The organism is Massilia aquatica (genome assembly GCF_011682045.1).
GTDB lineage: Bacteria > Pseudomonadota > Gammaproteobacteria > Burkholderiales > Burkholderiaceae_D > Telluria_A > Telluria_A aquatica.
Genome location: NZ_VVIW01000007.1, coordinates 45,322 through 65,919, shown reverse-complemented (window position 1 = coordinate 65,919; position 20,598 = coordinate 45,322). Strand labels below are relative to the sequence as shown.

Here is a 20,598-nt window from a genome sequence, read left to right as displayed (position 1 = left end):
TCGACGATGCCGCTTTTTCAAGCACCGTTCAAAGGCGGCCTTGATGCAGCACAAAGGTGTCGATCAAATCATCGAAAGCGCGGCTCAGCGGCAGGAACTTATCGTGGTCGCCGTCGATCTCACCCAAGGCGTAACAGGTCGCTTCCAGCGTAGAGAGCTGGTCGGGTGCATGCGCCTTGCGGATGCGGTAGCGCGAGGGCGGCATGTCGTTCAGCGGCAGGCGCGGCAAGGCATGCAGCAATGGATTGAGGTACAGCATCTTGCGGCTCTTGCGCCAGGTGCCGTCGAGCACGACCAGCAGCAGTTTGTCAGGCGCGCGCAACAGCTCAGACGGCAGTGGCGGCGGAGCCGGCATGCCCAGCGACCGGTCGTCCGGCGTGTCCGGGTACAGCAGAACGGGCTGCCGACCCTTCACGGCCAGCAGGGTGGATAGCTGCGCCGGGTCGAACACCTCGCCGGCGACCAGGGTGCTGCCGGCCACGCTCAGGTGCAGCAGGCGCGCGCTGCCCTTGGCGTTGCTCACCTCCAGCGGATGCTGCAGGATCAGCACGCGCACGTCGCTGGCGACCGGGCGAATCCAGCGGCAGATGCACGCCGCCGCCGGGCGCGCGCACAGGGCGCACACGCTACGCCGCGCCGGTGCGGATTGCGCCTGCGCAGGTTCAGGCGCGGCTTTTCGCGGCAGAGGTGCCGACGCGGCTTGCACCGGCGCAGTCATGGGCGCGGCTGGTCCCGGCTTAGGCGCGGATGCGGTGTGTTCCGGGTGCGGTGCAGGCCCGGCTTGCTCGTGCACAGGCACGGGCGGCACAGGCGCGACCGCCGCGTCAGCAGCATTGCATGGCGGCGAACCTACGCTCACTGCCCCAGCAGCGCCAGCTCGCGCCGCCCGGCCGTCATCTGGCCGAGCTTGAACACCCCGACCACCTGAGACAGTTGCGCCGCCTGCTCCTGCATCGCCGCCGCGGCCGCCGCGGCCTGCTCGACCAGCGCCGCGTTCTGCTGGGTCACCTGGTCCATTTGCGTCACCGCCAGGTTGACCTGTTCAATGCCGTCGCGCTGCTCGTCGCTGGCGCTGGTGATGTCGTTCATGATGCGCGTGACGCGGTTGATGCTGGTCACGACTTCTTCCATCGTCTTGCCGGCCTGGTCCACCAGGCGCGTGCCGTTGTCGACCTTGCCGACCGAATCGCTGATCAGTTCCTTGATCTCCTTGGCAGCGGCCGCCGAGCGCTGCGCCAGGGTGCGCACTTCGGACGCCACCACCGCAAACCCGCGCCCCTGCTCGCCGGCCCGCGCCGCTTCCACCGCCGCGTTGAGCGCGAGAATATTGGTCTGGAAGGCAATCCCGTCGATCACGCCGATGATGTCGACAATCTTGGTCGACGAGGCATTGATCGAGCTCATCGTCGCGACCACGTCCGACACCACCGCGCCGCCACGGATCGCCACGGCGGCCGCGCTGATGGCCAGTTGGTTCGCTTCGCGCGCGTTGTCGGCGTTGAGTTTGACGGTGGAGGTCAGCTGGTCCATGGCCGAGGCGGTTTCTTGCAGCGAACTGGCCTGGTTTTCGGTACGCGACGACAGGTCCAGGTTGCCGCTGGCAATTTCGCGCGAGGCCGTGCCGATGGCGTCGGTGCCGCCGCGTACCTCGCCGACGATGTCGACCAGACTGTCGTTCATGCGCTTGAGCGACTGCATCAGTTGCCCCGTTTCGTCGCGGCTGTCGACTTCAATGCGGCTGGTCAGGTCGCCCGAGGCCACCGTTTCGGCAACCCGCACGGCGGCGCGGATCGGGCGCGTGATGGTGCCGGTGATCCATACCGCGCAGGCAATCCCCATCACAATGGCCAGCACGCCCAGGCCGATGAGCATGCTGCGCCCGCTCTCGTACTGGGCGGCAATCGCCGCTGCGGTGGTGTCGAGCACGCCGCGCTGCTCGCTGGACAGGGCCGCCAGCGCGGCCAGGTAGGTTTCGCGTCGTTGCGCCATGTCGGTCTCGAACGTGGCGGCCGCGCCGGCCATGTCGCCGGCCGCCTTGAGTTTGAACACCGTGGCCCGCGCCGCCGTGTAAGCCTTGCGCGTTTCCAGCACCTGCTCCAGCAGCGCCCTGGCGCGCGGGTGCTTGACGCTCTCGCCGAGGACGGTCTGGATTTCGGTGGCGCGCGCGGACGAGAGCTTCATCTGCGCTTCCACCGTTTTCTGGTCGGCCGGATCGGTCACCTTCCAGGCGGTGGTGGTGCGCGCGGCGTTCACTTCAATCACCTTGGCCCACTCGTCGATCAGGCGCTCGTTGCGCACGATTTGTTTGACCATGTTGTCGGTCATCACACTGGCCTGCTGCATGCGCCATACGCCGATGCCGGTCAGGGCCACCAGGAACAACAGAACGACGGCAAAACCGAGCGTCAGACGGGTTCCGATACTGAGATTTTTCATGTGAACGAGGGCACGAGGCCTGAATTTGACGGCAAGCCAATGCTAACACCGGCGATCTGGTATTGCGAGTACAATTTTTCCTATAGGAAATATTTCTCGTGTAGACAGAATGATGAAACCACCTCCGCAACGTCGCTAAAACGCCACATTGCGTTGCGACATGAACCCGGATTGCGTTATCGGCATGAACGTTAAGGCAAGAAAGCGTGCATTCGGTAACTTTTTTTCACGCGGCGCCGGTCGAATTGACATTCCGGTATTGCTCACGAAAATCTCTCTGCCTAGAATCGAATTATTCTTTTCGGCAATTCTCTTCACCGGGAGCCCATCATCGCTACCGTTTTCCCGCAAGTGCGACGCGCCCTGCGCCGGCTGTTCGCCGCCCTGGTGTCCGGCCTGACCCTGCTGCCCTCGATAGCGGTCGAGCAAGAATTGCCCGTCGACTTCCGCCTGAACGAAACGGTGATCGCCATTCCCGCCGGTCCCGGCAAGCAGTCCGAATTGCAGACGACCCTGTTCCGGCCGAACGGCCCCGGCCCGTTTCCGCTGCTGATCATCAACCATGGCAAGGAATCGGGCGAACCGCGCAAGCAGCCGCGCGAGCGTTTCATTTACATGGCCACCGCTTTTGTGAAGCGCGGCTACGCGGTGCTGGTGCCGATGCGGCGCGGGTTCGCCGGCTCGACCGGCGCCTACGCCGACCACGGCTGCAACATGACGGCCAACGGCTACGCCCAGGCCAGCGACGTGCAGGACGCCATCGAGTTCGCGCGCCGCCAGCGCTGGGCCGATCCCGAGCGCATCGTGGTGGCCGGACAATCGTACGGTGGCCTGGCCGCGATCGCCCTCGGCACCCGCGCCGTGCCCGGCGTGCGCGGCCTGATCAATTTCGCCGGCGGCCTGCGCGACGATGGCGAGCGCTGCGACTGGCGCGCGCAACTGGTGCAAGCCTTTGGCAACTACGGCGCGGCCAACAAGATTCCCAGCCTGTGGATGTACGGCGTCAACGATTCGCTGTTCGGACCGGAGCTGGTGGCGCGCATGCACAGCGCCTTCGAGCGCGCCGGCGGCAGCGCGCGCCTGGTCGAATTCGGCGCCTTCAAGCGCGACGCGCACGGCATGGCGGCCAGCCGCGACGGCGCCCGCATCTGGTGGCGCGAAACCGAACGTTTTCTTGAACAGATCGGCATGCCGACCCGCGAAACCGTGGCCGTGGCCGACGCTCCGAGCGTGCCGCGCACCGACTTCGCGCGCGTCGACGACATCGCCGCCGTGCCTTACCTGAGCGAGAACGGGCGCGCCGCTTACCGCGAGTACCTGCACAAGCTGACCCCGCGCGCGTTTGCCGTCTCGCCCAGCGGCGCCTGGTGCTGGGCCGAGGAAGGCGAAGACCCGCACGCGCGCGCCCTGGCCGCCTGCGCGCGCAGCAGCGGCCAGACGTGCCAGTTGTATTCGGTCGACGATTACGTGGTGTGGCAAGGTGTGGCTGACGACAAGCTGGCCGTCAGCGCCAGCAGCGCCACTGGCGGCGCGGGCAGCGGCAGCCTCTGATTTAATGTCTTGGCAACACCGCAAAAAAGCGGGCGCGTGCGCGCATAAAATGCCTATACAATGTGCCGACGCTTTTCTCAGATGGAGAGAATTTCATGTCGCCACGTATCTTCCGCGCAGTCCTCGCCCCCGCCCTGTTCCTGTCCTGCGCCTTCCAAGCGGCCTCAGCCGCAAACAACCATCCGATCGTCCTGGTCCACGGCTTCCTCGGCTTCGGGCCGGAGCAGTACACCCGCACCGGTTTCAAATACTGGGGCGGTTTCGACGACATTGTCGGCCACATGCGCACGCACAAAGGCCAGCACCAGGTCTGGGCCGCGTCGGTCGGCGCGATCAGTTCCAACTGGGACCGCGCCGCCGAACTGTACTATCAGATCAAAGGGGGCTGCGTCGATTACGGCACCACCCATACCGGCAGCGCGGCCAGGTTCGGCGCGCTGCGCCAGCCGGCGGGCAAATGCTGGGCTGCGGACCCGGCCAATAATCCCAACGGCTACCCGGCCGCGCTGTATCCGGCCTGGGATGCGAACCACCCGATCCACCTGATCGGCCACAGCCAGGGCGGCCAGACCATCCGCGCCCTGATCGAACTGCTGGAGAACGGTTCGCCCAACGGCGACGAAGGCGGCGCCGAACTGTATAAAGGCGGCAAGAAAGGCTGGGTGGTCAGCGCCACCACCATCTCGTCGCCCAACGACGGCACCAGCCTGCGCGACGCCATGGGTGAAAGCGGCGCGGCGCTCACCCAGCTGGCGACCGGCATCGCGGCCATCGCCAACGGCGGCAACGTCACGCAAGCGGCGCACGACCTCGGGCTCGAACAGTTCGGCCTGCGCAGCGGCGCGGCCGAGCCGTCGGCGGCCTACCACCAGCGCGTGATGGCGGCGCCCTTCTGGGACCAGGATAATTTCGACTCGGCCCAGGCCGAAATGACGCCAGACGGCGCGCGTACCTTCAACGCCTGGGCCAAGACCTCGCCGTCGGTGTACTACTTCTCGATCAGCAACCAGGCGACCGAGGCCGGCAGCGCATGCTGCAACAACACCGACCGCCTGCTGTTCCCGTTGCAGAACCCGGCCTTCCAGTATCCGCGCGCCGACATGGCGTCGCTCACGCGCCCGTATGCGGGCGAATGGGTGATTCCCTCGGCCGGGCGGCGCGGCATGGGCTCGTACACCATGGCGGGCTTTGGCCGGGTGCCGGTCGACGCCAGCTGGTTCGGCAACGATGGCGTGGTCAACACAGTCAGCATGCGCGCCCCGAACGGGCACCCGGTACGCGACTACAACGGCACGCCGGTGCGCGGCAGCTGGAACTTCCTGCAAAACTACAAGGGCTACGACCACTTCGACATGATCGGCTGGCCCAAGGCGGGGCCGCGCGTGTATCCGATCTACGATGCGGTGGCGGCCATTTTGTACGGACTATGAGGTACGGACGATAAGGTACTGACTATGACGCGGCCAGCGTGCGTTCCCAGTCCTGCAACTGGGCCACGGTGGCGGTCACGCCGCCGCACACGATCACCAGCAGGTTCTTGAAACCGGCCAGTTCGGGGTGGCCGGCGTAGACCACCGCCAGCGAGGCGCCGCAGGCAGGCTCCACCACCACCCGGTGCTCGTCCATGAAGCGGATGCAGGCCGCCACCGCCGCCTGGTCGGTCACCACCATGCTGTTCATCGGATGCTTGTGGGTCCAGTCGAACGCCGCCTGCGCCACCTGGCGCGCGCCGAGCGAGGTGGCGATGCTGGCGATGCGCGGCAGTTCGATGCGCGTGTCGGCCTCGATCGACTGCGCCAGCGAATCGGCGCCGTCGGTTTCGACGGCGATCACCGGCACCTTGTCCCAGCCGTTGCGGCGCAGGCCTTCGATCACGCCGCACATCAGGCCGCCGCCGCCGACCGACAGCACCACCGCGTCGGGCGTCACGCCCGCATGCGCCACTTCGTCGATCATGGTGGCGTGCCCGGTCCACAGCAGAGGATCGTCGAAGGGGTGGATGAAGGCGTCGCGCTCGCCCACCATCGACAGCGCCAGCGCGTTCGCTTCGGTAAACGAGGCGCCGTGCACGAAGACCTCGGCCTGTTCGCGCCGCATCAGTTCGCGCGCCCGCTCGCTGGTTGTTTCGGGTGCCACCACCACCACCGGCACGCCAAGCTGGCGCCCCGCGCACGCGACCGCCAGGCCGGCATTGCCGCCCGACGAAGAGATGAAGCGTTTGGCACCGCGCCGCGCGTATTCTTCACAGGCGTGTCCGATGCCGCGCAACTTGAACGAGCCGCTCGGCTGCAGCGCTTCCATCTTGAGCCAGACCGTCTGGCCGTTCTTGCCGCCCATGGCCGACGAGGCGATCAGCGGGGTTTCGATATGTAATGTCATGCTTGATTCAAGGTCCCGTAAAGTTGTAAACCGACAGTCAAAGTTGTTCCAGCCGCGCCCGCAGCGACGCCGCCTGCTCGGCGCAGGCCGCGCGCGCCTCATCGTCCATCTTGAACAGGTTGCGGTACACCATGCCCAGGCGCTGGTTGCCCGCCAGGCGCTCCGCGTTGCGCTCGAAAAAATCCCAGTACAGCGCATTGAACGGGCAGGCCGTCTGGCCCAGGCGCGCTTTTTTGTCGTAGTGGCAGCCCTTGCAGTAGTCGCTCATGCGGTCGATGTAGGCCGCGCTCGAGACGTACGGCTTGGTCGCCAGCAGGCCGCCGTCGGCGAACTGGCTCATGCCGATCGTGTTGGGCATCTCCACCCACTCGAAGGCGTCGACATACACGCCAAGGTACCACTCATGGACCTGGTGCGGGTCGAGGCCCGCCAGCAGCGAGAAATTCCCGATGATCATCAGGCGCTGGATATGGTGGGCGTGCGCGTCGTCGAGCGACTGGCCGATGGCGTGGCCGAGGCAGCGCATCTTTGTTTTGCCGTCCCAGAACCAGGACGGCAGCGGCGTGTCGTGGCCGAACACATTGTGCCGTTCGTACCCCGGCATATTGGCCCAGTACACGCCGCGCACGTACTCGCGCCAGCCGAGGATCTGGCGGATGAAGCCTTCCACCGCGTGCAGCGGCGCGTGGCCGGCGCGCCAGGCGTCTTCGGCTTCGGCGATCACTTCGCGCGGGTGCAGCATCTTGGTGTTGAGGGCGAACGAGAGCATCGAATGGAACAGGCGCGTGGCCGTCGTGTGCATCGCGTCCTGGTAGTCGCCGAAATGCGGCAGGCCATGCTGGATAAAGGCGTCCAGGTGGGTCAGCGCTTCGGCGCGGTCCTGCGGCCAGACGATGCGGGCGGCATCGGGACGGCCGAAGCTGGCCACGCCGGCGGCCTTGATGCTCTCCCACAGCGCCGAGTGGTCGTGCTGCGCGCGCGCATCAAGCGGCTCCGGCGGCGTGCCGCGCCACGGCTTGCGGTTGTCGTGGTCGAAGTTCCACTGGCCGCCGGCCGGCTTGCCGCCCGGTTCGACCAGCACCCCGTGCACCAGCCGCATCTGGCGGTAGAAATACTCCATCAGCCACTGCGCGCGCTTGGCGAAGATGCGGCCGGCCTCGTCGCGCGCCGTTAAAAAATGTTCGCTGCCGGCCATGCTGCCGGGCGCCGGCAACTGCGCCGCGTACTCGGCCAGTTGCGCATCGAGCCGGTATTCGTCCGGCTCCTGGTATGCGAAGCCGCTGGCGCCGTAATGCGCCAGTAGCGCGTCGATGTTGGCGGGGATCGATTGCAGGTTGGCAGGGTCGTCGATGCGCAGGTAATGCACGCGGTGGCCGCCCTGTTCGAGCTGGCGCGCCATGGCGCGCATGGCGGCGAAGATGGCGATGATCTTCTGCGCGTGGTGATGCACGTAGTCGGTTTCCTGGCGCACTTCCATGAGCACGTAGAGCACATCGGCGCGGAGCTCGGCAAACCAGCTGTGCAGGGGATTGAGCTGGTCGCCCAGGATCAGGCGCAGTGTCGTCGTCGATGGCGGCATGGGAAATACATGGTCGGGAAACCGGTCCGGTGAGAGGAAGCGAGTCTATCATGCGCCCGGCAACATGGTACGGGCGCGTACTTGTCAGCGCGCTCGTGCGCGCTACCGGGACCGCTTGTGTGGCATGATTGCCAACGGCGCACCTGCCTTGGCAAAGATCGGAATCGTATGACGGCAGCAACGACGAAAAAGATGGCGAAGGCGGGTTCCACGACGCGGCGCAGCGACTTTCCGGTCATCGTGATCGGCGCCTCCGCTGGCGGGCTGGCGGCGCTGGGCGCCCTGGTGGCGCAACTGCCGGCCGATTTCCCGGCTGCCATCCTGATCGTCTATCACATGGCGGCGACCAGTTCCAACGACGCCGTGTTGCGCATGTTGGCCGACAAGGGCAATCTGCCGTGCAAGCAAGCCATCCAGCATGGCGTGATCAAGAGCGGCTGCATTTACCTGGCCCAGCCCGATCACCATCTGATGATCTCGGAATCGAAAACCCTGGTCACCAAAGGCGCGCGCGAGAACCGGGCGCGGCCCGCGATCGACCCGCTGTTCCGTTCCGCCGCCGTTGAATTCGGCAACCGGGTCATCGGCGTCATCCTCACCGGCTACCTGGACGATGGCACCTCGGGCATGGAAGTGATCCGGCGCTGCGGCGGCACCTGCGTGGTCCAGGATCCGGCCGATGCGGCCTACCCGGATATGCCGCAAAACGTGCTCAATCATGTCAAGGTCGATCACTGCGTGCCGCTGGCCGAGATGGGCAGCCTGCTCACCAGGCTGGCCGATCGCGAGCGGGGCGCGCGCATCAGCGTGCCCGACGATATCGCCGTCGAGGCCAGGATCGCCCAGCGCGTGTTGAGCGACCTGGAATCGGTCGAGTTCCTTGGTGCGCAGTTGCCGTTCAACTGTCCTGGCTGCGGCGGCGTCCTGTGGCAAATGAAAGTTGGAAACCATGTACGCTTCCGCTGCCATACCGGACACGCCTACACGGCGGCAACCCTGCTGGCCGAGCAGACGGCCAAGATGGAGGAAACCCTGTGGGTCGCCCTGCGCATGTTCGAAGAGCACAAGAACCTGCTCGTCAAAATGGGCGCGGACGGCTCTGCCAGCCCATCGTATGCCGAGCGCGTGGAGCAATCGAACATCCATATCCGCAGGATCAAAGCGATGTTGCACTCCAACACCGCAGCCACCGATCCGCTGCTCTAGCAGCGGGCATGTTATCAAGCCAGCTAATGTGCGTGGCAAGGGATAATGTATGAAGTAAAATGTTGCTTTTAAAATGCGGCGCCCCGACCCGTGCCCAGGAAGCTTCCATGAGCCAGGCAACTCCCGTCACTCCCGATCTCGATTTGTCCAGCTGCGAACAGGAACCGATCCGCTTCCCCGGCAGCATCCAGCCGCATGGTTTCCTGCTGGCGCTGTCGCCCGCGCGTCACGTGGTCCAGGCCAGCGACAATCTGGACGCAATGATCGGGGTCGACCCCGCGCACGCCCTCGGCCAGGCGCTGGAAGCGGTGATCGGCGAGCAGGCCAGCCTTCAGCTGGCGCCCGAGATCGACGCCGCCGACATCGGCCAGCGCCCGCTGTACCTGTGCACCCTCGGAATCGGGCCGGTGCGCCACTTCGACGTGCTGGCGCACTACTATGATTCGCTCTTGATCCTCGAATTCGAAGCGGTGGCGCGCGCCTCGGCCGCCGACTTCCGCCACCTGCACCGCCAGGTCGGCGAGTTCCTGCTGAAGGTCGGCGACAGCACCGACACGCGCGCCATGAGTGCGCTGGCGGCCCAGGAAATCCGCCGCGTCACCGGTTTCGGCCGGGTCATGGTGTACCAGTTCGACGACGATGGCCACGGCCACGTGCTGGCCGAATGCCGTGACGACGGCTATCCGTCCTACCTGGGGCAGCGCTTCCCGGCGTCCGACATTCCGCGCCAGGCGCGCGAGCTGTACATGCTCAACCGGATCCGCCTGATCCAGGACGCCAACTACACGCCGGCGCGCCTGGTGCCGGCCCTGAACCCGGTCACCGGGGCCGCCAACGACCTGTCGTTCGCCGCCCTGCGCAGTGTCTCGCCGATCCACCTGCAATACATGCGCAACATGGGCACGCTGGCCTCGATGTCGGTCTCGCTGATGGTCAAGGGCAAGCTGTGGGGGCTCATTTCATGCCACCATGCGACGCCCTGCCCGGTCGCTTTCGACAAGCGCACCGCCTGCGAGCAGCTGGGCCAGATCCTGGCGATGTGCATCGAGTCGCGCGAAGACGCCAGGGAACTGCAGTTCCGCCTCGACGTGCGCCGCATCATGGTGTCGATGCTGGCCGGCCTGACCCAGGGCTCGGACTTCATCGACAACCTGGCCAGCGTGTTTCCGGCCCTGCTGCAGTTTGCGCGCGCCGGCGGCGCCGCCATTGTGTTCGACGAGCGCGTGCTGACCTACGGCGACACCCCCGGCGAAGAGGCGATCCGCGAACTGGTCGGCTGGCTCGATGTGCACTGCCACGGCGACGTGTTCCACACCGATCACCTGGCGGCGCTGTATCCGCCGGCGGCCGGCCTGGCCGGCAATTGCGCGGGCCTGCTGGCCATGCCGGTCTCGCGCATCCACAAGCACTACCTGCTGTGGTTCCGGCCGGAGGTGGTGCGCACGGTGGAATGGGCCGGCAACCCGCATGAGAAAGAAGGCGCGGCCGCGCCGACGCAGCTGTCGCCGCGCACCAGCTTCGCCACCTGGTGCGAAACCATCACCGGCACCAGCGCGCCCTGGCACGGCGGCGAGATCGAAATGGCGATCGAGTTTCGCAGCGCGCTGCTGGGCATTGCGCTCGAACGCGCCGAGCAGATGGCCGAACTGGCCGAAGAACTGGGGCGCGCCAACAAGGAGCTCGAAGCGTTTTCGTATTCGGTCTCACACGACTTGCGCGCGCCGCTGCGCCACATCGTCGGCTTTTCCGACCTGCTGCTCGAACCGGCGGCCAGCGAGAACCAGGAAAAGCGCCAGCGCTTCCTGCGCAACATCAAGGATTCGGCGCGCCTGGCCGGCAAGCTGGTCGACGACCTGCTCAGTTTTTCGCAGATGGGCCGCGCCGCGCTGCGTCCGACCCTGATCCAGATGGGCGACCTGGTGCGCTCCTGCATCGACAAACTGGGGCTCGACATCGGCCAGCGCCAGGTCGAATGGGATATCGGCGCGCTGCCGGCCATGCGCGCCGACCCCACCTTCGTGCAGCTGGCGCTGTTCAACCTGCTGTCGAACGCGGTCAAGTTCACCAGCCAGAAAGAGCACGCCAGGATCACCATCCGCGCCAGCGACGAGGGCGCGGAGTGGATCATGTCGATCGCCGACAACGGCGCCGGCTTTCACATGGATTACGTGCACAAGCTGTTCGGGGTGTTCCAGCGCCTGCACCGGATGGAAGACTTCCAGGGCACCGGCATCGGCCTGGCCAATGTGCGCCGCATCATCGAACGCCACGGCGGGCGGGTGTGGGCCACCGGCGTGCCGGGCGAAGGCGCCACGTTTTACTTCAGCATTCCCAAAGAACTCAATATTTAAGGTAAGTAAGACATGTTAAAGCCCATCCTTCTGGTCGAAGATAATCCGCACGACCTGGAACTGACGCTGATCGCGCTGGAAAAGAGCCAACTGGCCAATGAAGTCATCATCGCCCGCGACGGCGCCGAGGCGCTCGATTATCTGAAGTGCCGCGGCGAGCACGCGGCGCGCCAGATCGGTAATCCAACCGTGGTACTGCTCGACCTCAAGCTGCCCAAGGTCGACGGGCTGGAAGTGCTCAAGGAGATCCGCAGCACGCCGGCCCTGAAAAGCATTCCGGTGGTAATGCTCACCTCGTCCAAGGAAGAACAGGACCTGCTGCGCAGTTATGAGCTGGGCGTCAATGCGTACGTGGTCAAGCCTGTCGACTTCGAGGAATTCGTGCGGGCGATTGCGGATCTGGGGATTTTCTGGGCGGTGTTGAATGAACCGCCGCCGGGGTCGTACCGCTACGTCAAGCCGCACTGACGAGGCCCGGCGCGCCCGGCGAAGGTTTAATGCGAGGTCGCGCCGGCCGGCTTGCGCCGCCGCAGCAAATGCCGGATGCGCGCACTGAGCACGTCGGCGTTGTACGGCTTTTGCAGCAGATTGACCTTGGCATCGAGCTTGCCTTCATGCGCCAGCACGCCCTCGGCATACCCTGACGTGAACAGCAGCTGGGCCGATGGCAGCTTGGTGCGCACCACTTCGCTCAATTCCAGGCTGCTCAATTTGCCCGGCATGATCACATCCGAGAACACCAGATCGATCTTGGTACCCGCGTCGATCAGTTCCACGGCATGCGCCGCGTCTTCCGCTTCGAACACCTGATACCCCAGCGCCGAGAGCAATTCGACGGTACTGGTGCGCACGTCCTGTTCGTCTTCGACCACGAGAATCGTTTCCAGGCCACCGAACAAAGGCGCTTGCACATGTTCCTCGGCGTCTTCCGGCTCGCTGGCGCTGCGTTGCAGGAAAATCTTCACGCTGGTGCCCACGCCCGGTTCGCTCTTGAGCTGGATTTCGCCGCCCGACTGCTTCACGAAGCCATACGCCATCGACAAACCGAGTCCCGTGCCCTGGCCGGTCGGCTTGGTCGTGAAAAACGGCTCGAAGGCCCGCTGCATTACCGCTTCCGGCATGCCGCAGCCGGTGTCGGCCACTTCCACCATCACGTAGTCGCCGCTGGCCAGTTCCGACAGGACTTGCGAACCCAGGGGCACGTTGGCGGCGCGGATGGTCAGGGTGCCGCCGTCGGCCATGGCGTCACGCGCGTTGATGGCCAGGTTCAGGATCACGTTGTTCAACTGGCTCGGATCGACCGTGGTGCTCCACAGCTGTTCTTCGATGTCGGTATGGATGACCGCGCGCGGCCCGAGCACGCGGCGCATCATTTCATCCATGTCGCGCAGCACGGTACCAGGATTGACCACCACCGCCTGCAGCGGCTGGCGCCGGGCGAACGCCAGCAGGTGGGCCGACAGCTTGGCGCCGCGCTCCACCCCGGCCAGCGCAATATCGATGCGGGTGCGCGCGCTTTCGCTCACGCCGCCGAGCAGCTTGAGCAACTGCAGGTTGCCGCCAATGATCTGCAACACGTTATTGAAGTCGTGCGCCACGCCGCCGGTCAGCTGGCCGATCGCTTCCATTTTTTGCGCCTGGTGCAGGGCCGACTGGCTGGCGGCCAGTTCTTCCTGGCTGCGCCGCAGCGACACGAACGCTTCGTCGCGCTGCTTGCGGGCGATGTAGGCGGCGCTGTGGTAGCGCACGCGCGCGGCCAGTTCGCGTCCGTCCGGCCACTTGACCAGGTAGTCGTTGGCGCCGGTGGCAAAGGCCCGGGCCTTGATGTCGGCGTCTTCTTCCGACGACAGCAGAATCACCGGCAAATGCTCGGTATCGCGGTGCTGGCGCAGCAGGCGGATCACGTCGAACCCGTCCACCCCCGGCATGCGCAGGTCGACCAGCACCACGGTCGCATCGACCTCCAGCGCCAGCTCAACCACGCGCTCGGACTGCGATGCATAGCGCAATGCCACGTCGGTACAACCTTCGAGGCAGTGCGAGATGAAGTCCTGTGCAAAGGCCTCATCGTCTATCAGCAGTACCGAACAGGGGTAGGATTTGTCGTCGATCATGTGTATTGCTATAACATAAATGTCGTTATATTTTACATGAGGACAAGCTGTGTTGAATGCAACAAGTTATCAACCGTGCGCGCCCGTTCCGACCGCGATCAAGCCAGCCGCAGGAGCAGCGGCTGGTGGTCGGGGCCGAAGTCGTCCGGCGCCACCTGCAACGCATCCACGCGCGGCGCCAGGTCGGCGCTCACGAACATGAAGTCGCAGGTGAACGGATCGGCCGGGCGGCCCGGGTGGTCGTGCAGGCAGACCGTGGGCGCGTGCGCCTGGCCGGGATGGCGCAGCGGCCAGGCGTCGGCATAGGCCGGCGTGCCATCGTCGAAAGGTGTTTGCAGGCAATGATATTCCCAGGAGCCGGGCAAAAAGTTGAAGTCGCCGGCGAGCACGGCCGCCCGGGCGCGCGGGATGGCGGCGAACGGACCGGCAACCGCGCCGGCACGCGGGCTGGCCGCATGCGCCACCGCCTCGCGCTGCAGGTCGCGCAGGCGCTGCACCTGGGCGTTGCGCTGCAACCGGGAAAAATACTCGAGGTGGGTGGTGGTCACCCGGATCAGGCCGAGCGGCGTGTCGAGCGTGACTTCGAGCGCGATGCGCTGCATGCTCATCACCGTGGGGTCCGCCGGCCACGGCAAGGCGTGGCGCAGCACTTGCAGCACCGGGTAGCGCGACAGGATCATGTTGCCGAACAGGCGGCGCGGACCGCCGCCCTCGCCCGCCGTGTCGCAGGCCAGGCCCGCCACCGGCACATGGCCGGGAAAAGCGTGCGCGAGCAGCGCAAACTGGTCGGCGCCATCGCAGCCGGGCATGTCGGTATAGCCGCTCGACACTTCTTGCAGGCAAATCACGTCGGCATCGGCCACGCTGCGCACGCTCGCGGCCGTGCGGGCGATGCTGCATGCGCCGCCCGGGGTGCGCCCGCGCTGGATATTCCATGTCATCAGGTTCATGCCGCCCGCCTCCAGACTGTCGATCAACGCTTCAGGCTAGCCGCGTGGCGGCGCGCGGGCATGATGCAGCTCAGGCGTGCGCAAGTTGGCGTTCCGGCCAGCTCATGCGGGCGGCCAGGGCGCAGATGAAGCGTTCGTCGTCGACGTGGAACAAGGACGGGTCGTCGCGGTCCTGGGTTCCCACAAAAAACATCCAGCCCTTGATCTGGCTGTCTTGGCGGGCCTGCTCGACGGCTTCCGCGCGCGCCGTGTTGATTTCGTGCAGCAAGGTGTTGCGGCGCGCCGGGCTCCAGCCGGACCAGTCGACCCGCAGGCGGCACAGGCTGAGGTAGCGGCGCGCGGCGCTGTCCCATTCGCCGGCGTTCAGGATCAGCTCGCAATGGGCCTCGCTGGTCGCCGGCGCCTCCTTCCAGCGGATCGGCGCGTAGAACAGGTGATGCGGATTGGTGAAGAAGGCCGGCTTTTTGTTGGGAATGAACCAGAACAGTTGGGCATAGGTCTTGCCCCAGACGCCGGGAATCTCGAGCGGCAGGTATTCGCGGTCGTTGGGGAAATTGATGAAGGTGCGGCAGGCGGGGCGAATGGTCTTGATCGTATGGCCGTGGTGGCGCGTCTGCACCGAGGCGCGGGCGGCGGCGTGCACGGCGGCCAGGGTGCTGGAGGCGAACGCTGACTTGACCGGGCCGGCGGCCGCGCCGGCAGGCTCGTGATCCAGCACCAGCTTGCTCGGAAACGGCATCGGAAAGCCGTCGCTGTTGCCGACCCGCTCCTGTCGCCCGCGGCTGACGATAGCGTGTTCCGCATCGACCGCGCAGCCCTCGGCATGGCGGTTGATGCGCCCGAGGGTGAAATACGGGCGGCGCTTGTTGACCGCCGCATCGTACGAGGCCGGATAAACCTGGGTCGGACAGCCGCGGCAGATCCAGGCTTCCTTGTCGACGACATCCATGTCCCATAATTCTTCAGCTTCAACCAGCTCGTCGGTATGACGATTGCGCGCGACATCCATGAAAATACTCCGGAAAACGGTGGGAAGGGCCGAGTATGCGCCGCCCCAACGCGCAAAGCTTGAGGCGGGCTAAGCCAGCAGGCCGCTGTGCAAAAAGACGACATCCAGCAGACAACAATGCGTATGGGCACTACACAGTTAAAGTAACCGTTGACGGGAAAACGATACACTCCGAACAAGTAGGCGCGCCTGGCACGCCGACAATGTCGACGACCGACCCTGATGGCCTTCCCAAGGTGGCGAAAACGTACAGTTTCGACCTTCCCAATCCCAAAGCGGCGCAAGCGTACCAGGAAGCGAATGCGAACAAGATGGGGCCCATGTACAACGTCAAGACACAAAGTTGTGTCACTTACGTTTGCGATGTCATGAGCGCTGGGGGATTGAAGATCCCGGAAGACCCAGGTGGAAAGTTAAAATATATATTAAGGGGCAAACAGTAACATCATGGGAAAACGTGCGCCTTGCAAAAAACACCATATTCAGTGGTTTATCACTACGTCACCAAAGCTGGCTGCCGCGATTGAAAACGATCAATCCGTGTCCGCTGAAGAACTTCGAATCCTTCAGACTGATTCAGACGGAATGATTTTTGAAACCACAGTCGATGCTGGCTTCCTTGAAGAACTTGGACTTCCCGTAAATCATGCGGTCGTACGCTTGAAAGACAGAGACAAATCCGCCATGCAACTGAACGACAGGATACTTCTCCTGAAGATCAGGAAGGAGCTGAAATGGGTATGCTCTGTGTGTCTTCACGAGTTATTGAATACAGACAATCCATACCAGCTTCCGCCGCATTGAACCAAAAAACAGCGTGTGGGACTCCCGTACAGTCAAGGTGCAGGTCAGGCCAGTCCAGGCATCAATTTATGCTGGATTACACACCAGCGTTGCATGATCAGGTAGCGTCCGATAATATTCATATGGTGGGCGTTTTGATGTTGTCTTCAGAACCAATATCATGCCAAAGGAAGCCGGCGGAGCAATCATTTGATGAGAAATGGACTATAGAAGCATGGGGCCAATGCATTGTGAACAGCACGGCTATAATTCATTCGTATCAACCTCGCCCAGATTAGCTGCGGCGATTTTAGGCAATCAATCTCTCGCTCCCGAGGAAATTCGATACCTTCACATCAGTTCATTGGGAAAAATTTCTGAATACGCAGTAGATTCAATTCTTCTTGAAAAATTCGGGCTTCCTGTGAACCATTCCGTCGTGCTGCTGATAGATAGGGATACAGCTAAAAAACAGCTTAACGATAGGTTGCTCATCGGAAAAATATCAAAAGAAATGAAGAGTGTATGTCCTTTATGTCTTGACGCCATACTACCTCCAGCAAGCCGGGCTTCATAAATCCTTGCTATTGCAGCAGAAAAATCCCTGTGCCGCCACACCGACTGGATGGCAGAAAGGTTTTTCGTAAAATTGCGCGGATTACTATCCGGGCGGAATTTGCGGCGGGTAATTTCCCACAAAGTTGACAACGTCTTCAGTCTGACAATCGATCTGGGCGCTCTTTTCGCCCATCATTTCTCCCAGCGGACCGCAGTGCAGAGAACTGGACGAGGATCGGTGATCATGCGCTTTTTCGGCGACAAGCCGAACTTAAACCATCCGACGTCAAGGCCCTGTATAGTTCCGGCAAGCCAAGGGCGGGAGGTGCAAATCTGGCATTTGAAGAAGAAAGGGCCTGAGCGAACGGAACCAGTCTACGACATCAGAAAGGGAAGCTGCGTGACTTACGTTTGCGATGTGAAGAGGGCAGGAGGCCAGGAGATGAGGAATTGATCGTCATGGGCAGATCCTGTTGCGAGAAACCCGGGCTTATGGCTAAGCATCAACTTCACCCAAGTTCGTGGCGACAGCTAAAAGCATGCAACCGGTGAGTCGCGCAGACATTCGGCACATTCAATTTAACTCAGTCGACGGAAGTCATCAGGTTCCTGTGAATGCGGATTTTTTAGAGCAACTTGGATTCCCTGCCAACCTTTCCATGCTGATCCTGAAAGACAGAGATACATCGTCCAGTCAGCTCAACGACCAGGTTCTTGTCGTAAAATCAGACAAGCAGTGGGGGACGGCTGCCGGGACTGCCTTGACGGGGTGCTTCCACGCAATTGATATGTCATCAAAACGCGGCGTGTGCGACCTTCGTATGGTCGTCACGTCAGACGACCTGAACATGCAGAAGAAACATCGCTTGCAGCGCAAATACTGAAAAGAATCCGACTCAATGTTCTTTGGTAAAAAACGGTGTGAGAAACACGCGGATCACTATTTCGTATGGACATCTCCCGGATTGGCTGAGGCAATCTCACACAACCGGGCGGTGTCCCGCGACAAAATTCACTACCTTTGCTGGAATTTTGGCGGACACGATCTGGAATATGTGGTGGATTCTGCTTTTCTTGAAAAATTTGGCATGCCTTCGAATCAGTCCGTTGTCGTACTTAAAGACAGGAACAAGGAGCTGGAGCAGCTGAATGATCGACTTCTCATCCTGCAAGCCAGGAAAGTGCTGGAACGCGTATGCCCCGTCTGTCTCGATTGCCTGATCGATCCCTCAGGGGAAAATCAGGACAGATAAACGTCCGGATGTACAACGTTGAGCTCCTGTCCTTGCGCGAGCGGCATGTCCTGCTTCGGATACGCCAGGCCTGCTCGCGGACCAGGCTACCGCCCACAGCATGCGGGAACGTCCCCCAGCTCGTCGCCCTGATGCGCGAAAACACGGCGTTAACGAGAAAGGGCCCGCAATTGCTTGCGGGCCCTTTCAAATTCTGGCTCCCCGACCTGGACTCGAACCAGGGACCTGCGGATTAACAGTCCGTCGCTCTACCAACTGAGCTATCAGGGAAAAGAGGCCATATTATATAGGCCCCACAGGAATTTTAGAAGTAAAAATTACCAAAAACGCCGACGTGGTCGCCTTTGGTCTTTTCGGTGAAGGTGCGGCCGCGGTACGAGTAGTTCGATTCGTACTCTTCTTTGACGTAGCGCAGCTTCAGGCCCACGTTCGGGCTGAAGAAATATTCGCCTTCGATCACGGCGCCAACCGTGTTGTCGAACTCCTGGTACACGCCGGCGCCGAAGCCGTCGCCGTTCAATTTAGGGCTCGACGCATAGCGCACGCCGCCGCCGACACGCATCTTGTCGCTCGGGTGGAAGTACGCCAGCACTTCGATCGGGAAACGCTTGAAGGTCACGTCGCCATTTTTGGCGCTGGCCTGGTCGACGTGGAAACCCACGGTGCCCTGGAACGAGAACTGTTGATTGACGCGGTAGTCGACGCCAGCGAGGAAGGCAAGCATGCCGCCGGCGCGCACATCGATCGAGCCGCCGTTGCTGTATTCAGCGGTAGCGAGCTTGTCGCCACCGGCGGTCAGGCCGGCGCCAACGACGAAGCGCAATGGGTTGGCGGCGCTCGCCTGGGTCTGTGCCTGGGCCGAGCTCAGGGAAGCAATCGCCGCAGCGATCACGAATGCAATTTTTTTCATGGTATTTTTGTATGTGGGTTCGAGGTAACGCGCACAATGCTGCGTATTTACCAAGCGGGATGATACGGGCCGCGATTGCAAACAAGCAAGAAATATAACTATCAGTCGTTGTATTTAGGCAACCACAAGTGCACAACCGCCCACAAAACAAAAAAGGCCACGTTGATTCAACGTGGCCTCTCGCATTCTGGCTCCCCGACCTGGACTCGAACCAGGGACCTGCGGATTAACAGTCCGTCGCTCTACCAACTGAGCTATCAGGGAAAAGAGGCCGCATTATATCGGGCCCTTTTCTCCTTGTCCAGTTGCGCGTGCAAGCAGGCCACCAGCGATGGGCGCGAGCAACATCAGGGCGGCATCGAATAGCAAACGTGTCTTCATAGCAAAATATGATTTACTATCACTTTGCCTGTCCTGCAAGACCCGGCTCGCCGCATCTGACACCCTGTTTACCTATCGTTTCGCTACGTTTAAAAGGAAAAATCATGGAGATGTTCTTAGGCACTATCGTACCCGTCGCATTCCCGTTCGCGCCCCGTGGTTTCATGACCTGCGCCGGCCAGTTGCTGAGCATTGCCCAGAACAGCGCCCTGTTTTCGCTGATCGGCACCACCTACGGCGGTGACGGCCAGAACACCTTCGCCCTGCCCGACCTGCGCGGCCGTGTGGCCGTCGGCGCCGCCCTCGGCGCGACCGGCCGCATTCCGGCCGACATGGGCACCGTCGCCGGCAACGCGACCTTCACCGCCGTGCTCAACGGCACTGGCGCGGCCGCCGTCACCCTGACCGTGGCCAACCTGCCTGCGCACAACCATACGGCAACGTTTGCCGCCGGTGGCGGCGGGTCTGCCGCCACCGTGCACGTCAGTGCCGATGTGGCCACCACCTCGCAAGCGGCGCGGGACAGCTACCTGGCCGCAGGCAAGGCCGGCGGCCCGAACCAGCCGCTGATGTACCGTCCCGACGCAGGTAAAGGCACGGTCGCCCTGAACGCGGCCACGATCACCGGAGGCGGCGCTAGCGGCGGCACCGTCACAGTCGACAATACCGGCTCGGGCACGCCGTTGCAGGCGCCTGTCACGGTCAACGTCACCGGGCAGATTCCGACCGTGCCGCCGTTCGTCGGCGTGCAGTACATTATCTGTGTCGAGGGAATTTTCCCGAGCCGCAACTAAGCAGGGCGCACACCGCTGTCAGGCAAACACCACCTGATAGCGCTGCCCGGCCGGGCCGGCGCTGCCGGGCAGCGACGCCAGCGACGAAATGGGCGACATGAACCACTGGTGGCGCCCCAGTTCCGGGTGGTCCAGCACATAATGATCGTCATATAGTACCGGCGCCGGCGGACCGCTGAAGATCAGGGTCATGGGCGTGCGGAACTGCTCGGGCAAGCCGCGCCGCAGCAGTTCGGTGGCCTCGACCAGGGTCAGGACAATCGTGCCGGCGGCGGTGTGGGCGATGAACGCGCTGTCGAGCGCACTCGTGAATTGTTCTATTGAAACGGTCATCCGGCTCCCCC

At 63.2% G+C, this 20,598-nt stretch carries 19 protein-coding genes and 2 tRNA genes; 9 read left to right on the top strand and 12 right to left on the bottom strand.

Annotated elements, in window-relative coordinates:
* Window positions 1–28 precede the first annotated feature (28 nt).
* Together F1609_RS14225 and F1609_RS14220 are read right to left on the bottom strand one after the other, a co-directional pair.
* Window positions 29–625, bottom strand: a complete 597-nt coding sequence (locus tag F1609_RS14225; protein ID WP_370661629.1) for a tRNA-uridine aminocarboxypropyltransferase — start codon at window positions 623–625, stop codon at window positions 29–31.
* A gap of 230 nt (window positions 626–855) precedes the next feature.
* Window positions 856–2,436 carry a methyl-accepting chemotaxis protein gene (locus F1609_RS14220; RefSeq protein ID WP_167077079.1) on the bottom strand — a complete coding sequence of 527 codons (1,581 nt, stop codon included), beginning with the start codon at window positions 2,434–2,436 and terminating at the stop codon, window positions 856–858.
* Window positions 2,437–2,787: 351 nt separating this feature from the next.
* On the opposite strand from F1609_RS14220, the gene F1609_RS14215 reads away from it, so the two are divergent.
* A complete protein-coding gene (locus tag F1609_RS14215; RefSeq protein ID WP_370661628.1) occupies window positions 2,788–3,987 on the top strand; it encodes a dienelactone hydrolase family protein in 1,200 nt (399 codons plus the stop codon).
* 95 nt (window positions 3,988–4,082) lie between these two features.
* Window positions 4,083–5,417 carry an esterase/lipase family protein gene (locus F1609_RS14210; RefSeq protein WP_167077078.1) on the top strand — a complete coding sequence of 445 codons (1,335 nt, stop codon included), beginning with the start codon at window positions 4,083–4,085 and terminating at the stop codon, window positions 5,415–5,417.
* A gap of 22 nt (window positions 5,418–5,439) precedes the next feature.
* On the opposite strand, the gene F1609_RS14205 is transcribed toward F1609_RS14210, so the two are convergent.
* The gene (locus tag F1609_RS14205; protein WP_167077077.1) at window positions 5,440–6,366 is read right to left on the bottom strand and encodes a pyridoxal-phosphate dependent enzyme; all 927 of its coding nucleotides are present in this window, start codon (window positions 6,364–6,366) and stop codon (window positions 5,440–5,442) included.
* 37 nt (window positions 6,367–6,403) lie between these two features.
* Complete coding sequence (locus F1609_RS14200) at window positions 6,404–7,945, bottom strand: cryptochrome/photolyase family protein (protein ID WP_167077076.1); 1,542 nt, start codon at window positions 7,943–7,945, stop codon at window positions 6,404–6,406.
* Window positions 7,946–8,113: 168 nt separating this feature from the next.
* Between F1609_RS14200 and F1609_RS14195 the strand changes: the two genes are divergently transcribed.
* The 3 genes from F1609_RS14195 to F1609_RS14185 all read left to right on the top strand — a co-directional run bounded on the left by F1609_RS14195 (window position 8,114) and on the right by F1609_RS14185 (window position 11,970).
* On the top strand, window positions 8,114–9,151 hold the full coding sequence (locus F1609_RS14195) for a chemotaxis protein CheB (RefSeq protein ID WP_196785438.1): 1,038 nt from the start codon (window positions 8,114–8,116) through the stop codon (window positions 9,149–9,151).
* A 107-nt stretch (window positions 9,152–9,258) separates the two neighbouring features.
* Entirely contained in the window at window positions 9,259–11,502 is a 2,244-nt protein-coding gene (locus F1609_RS14190; protein WP_167077075.1) for an ATP-binding protein, read from the top strand.
* 12 nt (window positions 11,503–11,514) lie between these two features.
* A complete protein-coding gene (locus tag F1609_RS14185) occupies window positions 11,515–11,970 on the top strand; it encodes a response regulator (RefSeq protein WP_167077074.1) in 456 nt (151 codons plus the stop codon).
* Window positions 11,971–11,996: 26 nt separating this feature from the next.
* Here F1609_RS14185 and F1609_RS14180 read toward each other — a convergent pair whose 3' ends face one another.
* The 3 genes from F1609_RS14180 to F1609_RS14170 form a co-directional block, all read right to left on the bottom strand.
* Window positions 11,997–13,616, bottom strand: a complete 1,620-nt coding sequence (locus F1609_RS14180) for a response regulator (RefSeq protein ID WP_167077073.1) — start codon at window positions 13,614–13,616, stop codon at window positions 11,997–11,999.
* 98 nt (window positions 13,617–13,714) lie between these two features.
* Window positions 13,715–14,566: an endonuclease/exonuclease/phosphatase family protein gene (locus F1609_RS14175; protein WP_167077072.1), complete on the bottom strand. Its 852-nt coding sequence runs from the start codon at window positions 14,564–14,566 to the stop codon at window positions 13,715–13,717.
* Window positions 14,567–14,636: 70 nt separating this feature from the next.
* A complete protein-coding gene (locus F1609_RS14170) occupies window positions 14,637–15,575 on the bottom strand; it encodes a hypothetical protein (RefSeq protein ID WP_167077071.1) in 939 nt (312 codons plus the stop codon).
* Between the two features lie 447 nt (window positions 15,576–16,022).
* On the opposite strand from F1609_RS14170, the gene F1609_RS14165 reads away from it, so the two are divergent.
* Window positions 16,023–16,379: a hypothetical protein gene (locus F1609_RS14165; protein ID WP_167077070.1), complete on the top strand. Its 357-nt coding sequence runs from the start codon at window positions 16,023–16,025 to the stop codon at window positions 16,377–16,379.
* Window positions 16,380–16,709: 330 nt separating this feature from the next.
* Here F1609_RS14165 and F1609_RS14160 read toward each other — a convergent pair whose 3' ends face one another.
* Complete coding sequence (locus tag F1609_RS14160) at window positions 16,710–17,066, bottom strand: hypothetical protein (RefSeq protein WP_167077069.1); 357 nt, start codon at window positions 17,064–17,066, stop codon at window positions 16,710–16,712.
* Window positions 17,067–17,455: 389 nt separating this feature from the next.
* Between F1609_RS14160 and F1609_RS14155 the strand changes: the two genes are divergently transcribed.
* Together F1609_RS14155 and F1609_RS14150 are read left to right on the top strand one after the other, a co-directional pair.
* Window positions 17,456–17,800, top strand: a complete 345-nt coding sequence (locus F1609_RS14155) for a hypothetical protein (protein WP_167077068.1) — start codon at window positions 17,456–17,458, stop codon at window positions 17,798–17,800.
* Window positions 17,801–17,815: 15 nt separating this feature from the next.
* The gene (locus tag F1609_RS14150; protein ID WP_167077067.1) at window positions 17,816–18,169 is read left to right on the top strand and encodes a hypothetical protein; all 354 of its coding nucleotides are present in this window, start codon (window positions 17,816–17,818) and stop codon (window positions 18,167–18,169) included.
* 194 nt (window positions 18,170–18,363) lie between these two features.
* On the opposite strand, the gene F1609_RS14145 is transcribed toward F1609_RS14150, so the two are convergent.
* The 3 genes from F1609_RS14145 to F1609_RS14135 form a co-directional block, all read right to left on the bottom strand.
* Window positions 18,364–18,439: transfer RNA gene (locus tag F1609_RS14145), tRNA-Asn, on the bottom strand.
* A gap of 34 nt (window positions 18,440–18,473) precedes the next feature.
* The gene (locus tag F1609_RS14140; protein ID WP_167077066.1) at window positions 18,474–19,079 is read right to left on the bottom strand and encodes an outer membrane beta-barrel protein; all 606 of its coding nucleotides are present in this window, start codon (window positions 19,077–19,079) and stop codon (window positions 18,474–18,476) included.
* 188 nt (window positions 19,080–19,267) lie between these two features.
* Window positions 19,268–19,343, bottom strand: a tRNA-Asn gene (locus tag F1609_RS14135).
* A 221-nt stretch (window positions 19,344–19,564) separates the two neighbouring features.
* Between F1609_RS14135 and F1609_RS14130 the strand changes: the two genes are divergently transcribed.
* A complete protein-coding gene (locus F1609_RS14130; RefSeq protein ID WP_167077065.1) occupies window positions 19,565–20,254 on the top strand; it encodes a phage tail protein in 690 nt (229 codons plus the stop codon).
* An 18-nt stretch (window positions 20,255–20,272) separates the two neighbouring features.
* Here the strand turns inward: F1609_RS14130 and F1609_RS14125 are convergent, their stop codons facing one another.
* The gene (locus tag F1609_RS14125) at window positions 20,273–20,587 is read right to left on the bottom strand and encodes a DUF6916 family protein (RefSeq protein ID WP_167077064.1); all 315 of its coding nucleotides are present in this window, start codon (window positions 20,585–20,587) and stop codon (window positions 20,273–20,275) included.
* Window positions 20,588–20,598 lie beyond the last annotated feature (11 nt).

Bases quoted from the DNA above. Each gene is read 5' to 3' on its own strand.
- F1609_RS14220 (WP_167077079.1), bottom strand. From the start codon at position 2,436: ATGAAAAATCTCAGTATCGGAACCCGTCTGACGCTCGGTTTTGCCGTC.
- F1609_RS14210 (WP_167077078.1), top strand. From the start codon at position 4,083: ATGTCGCCACGTATCTTCCGCGCAGTCCTCGCCCCCGCCCTGTTCCTG.
- F1609_RS14205 (WP_167077077.1), bottom strand. From the start codon at position 6,366: ATGACATTACATATCGAAACCCCGCTGATCGCCTCGTCGGCCATGGGC.
- F1609_RS14200 (WP_167077076.1), bottom strand. From the start codon at position 7,945: ATGCCGCCATCGACGACGACACTGCGCCTGATCCTGGGCGACCAGCTC.
- F1609_RS14195 (WP_196785438.1), top strand. From the start codon at position 8,114: ATGACGGCAGCAACGACGAAAAAGATGGCGAAGGCGGGTTCCACGACG.
- F1609_RS14190 (WP_167077075.1), top strand. From the start codon at position 9,259: ATGAGCCAGGCAACTCCCGTCACTCCCGATCTCGATTTGTCCAGCTGC.
- F1609_RS14185 (WP_167077074.1), top strand. From the start codon at position 11,515: ATGTTAAAGCCCATCCTTCTGGTCGAAGATAATCCGCACGACCTGGAA.
- F1609_RS14180 (WP_167077073.1), bottom strand. From the start codon at position 13,616: ATGATCGACGACAAATCCTACCCCTGTTCGGTACTGCTGATAGACGAT.
- F1609_RS14175 (WP_167077072.1), bottom strand. From the start codon at position 14,566: ATGAACCTGATGACATGGAATATCCAGCGCGGGCGCACCCCGGGCGGC.
- F1609_RS14170 (WP_167077071.1), bottom strand. From the start codon at position 15,575: ATGGATGTCGCGCGCAATCGTCATACCGACGAGCTGGTTGAAGCTGAA.
- F1609_RS14165 (WP_167077070.1), top strand. From the start codon at position 16,023: ATGGGAAAACGTGCGCCTTGCAAAAAACACCATATTCAGTGGTTTATC.
- F1609_RS14155 (WP_167077068.1), top strand. From the start codon at position 17,456: ATGCAACCGGTGAGTCGCGCAGACATTCGGCACATTCAATTTAACTCA.
- F1609_RS14150 (WP_167077067.1), top strand. From the start codon at position 17,816: ATGTTCTTTGGTAAAAAACGGTGTGAGAAACACGCGGATCACTATTTC.
- F1609_RS14140 (WP_167077066.1), bottom strand. From the start codon at position 19,079: ATGAAAAAAATTGCATTCGTGATCGCTGCGGCGATTGCTTCCCTGAGC.
- F1609_RS14130 (WP_167077065.1), top strand. From the start codon at position 19,565: ATGGAGATGTTCTTAGGCACTATCGTACCCGTCGCATTCCCGTTCGCG.
- F1609_RS14125 (WP_167077064.1), bottom strand. From the start codon at position 20,587: ATGACCGTTTCAATAGAACAATTCACGAGTGCGCTCGACAGCGCGTTC.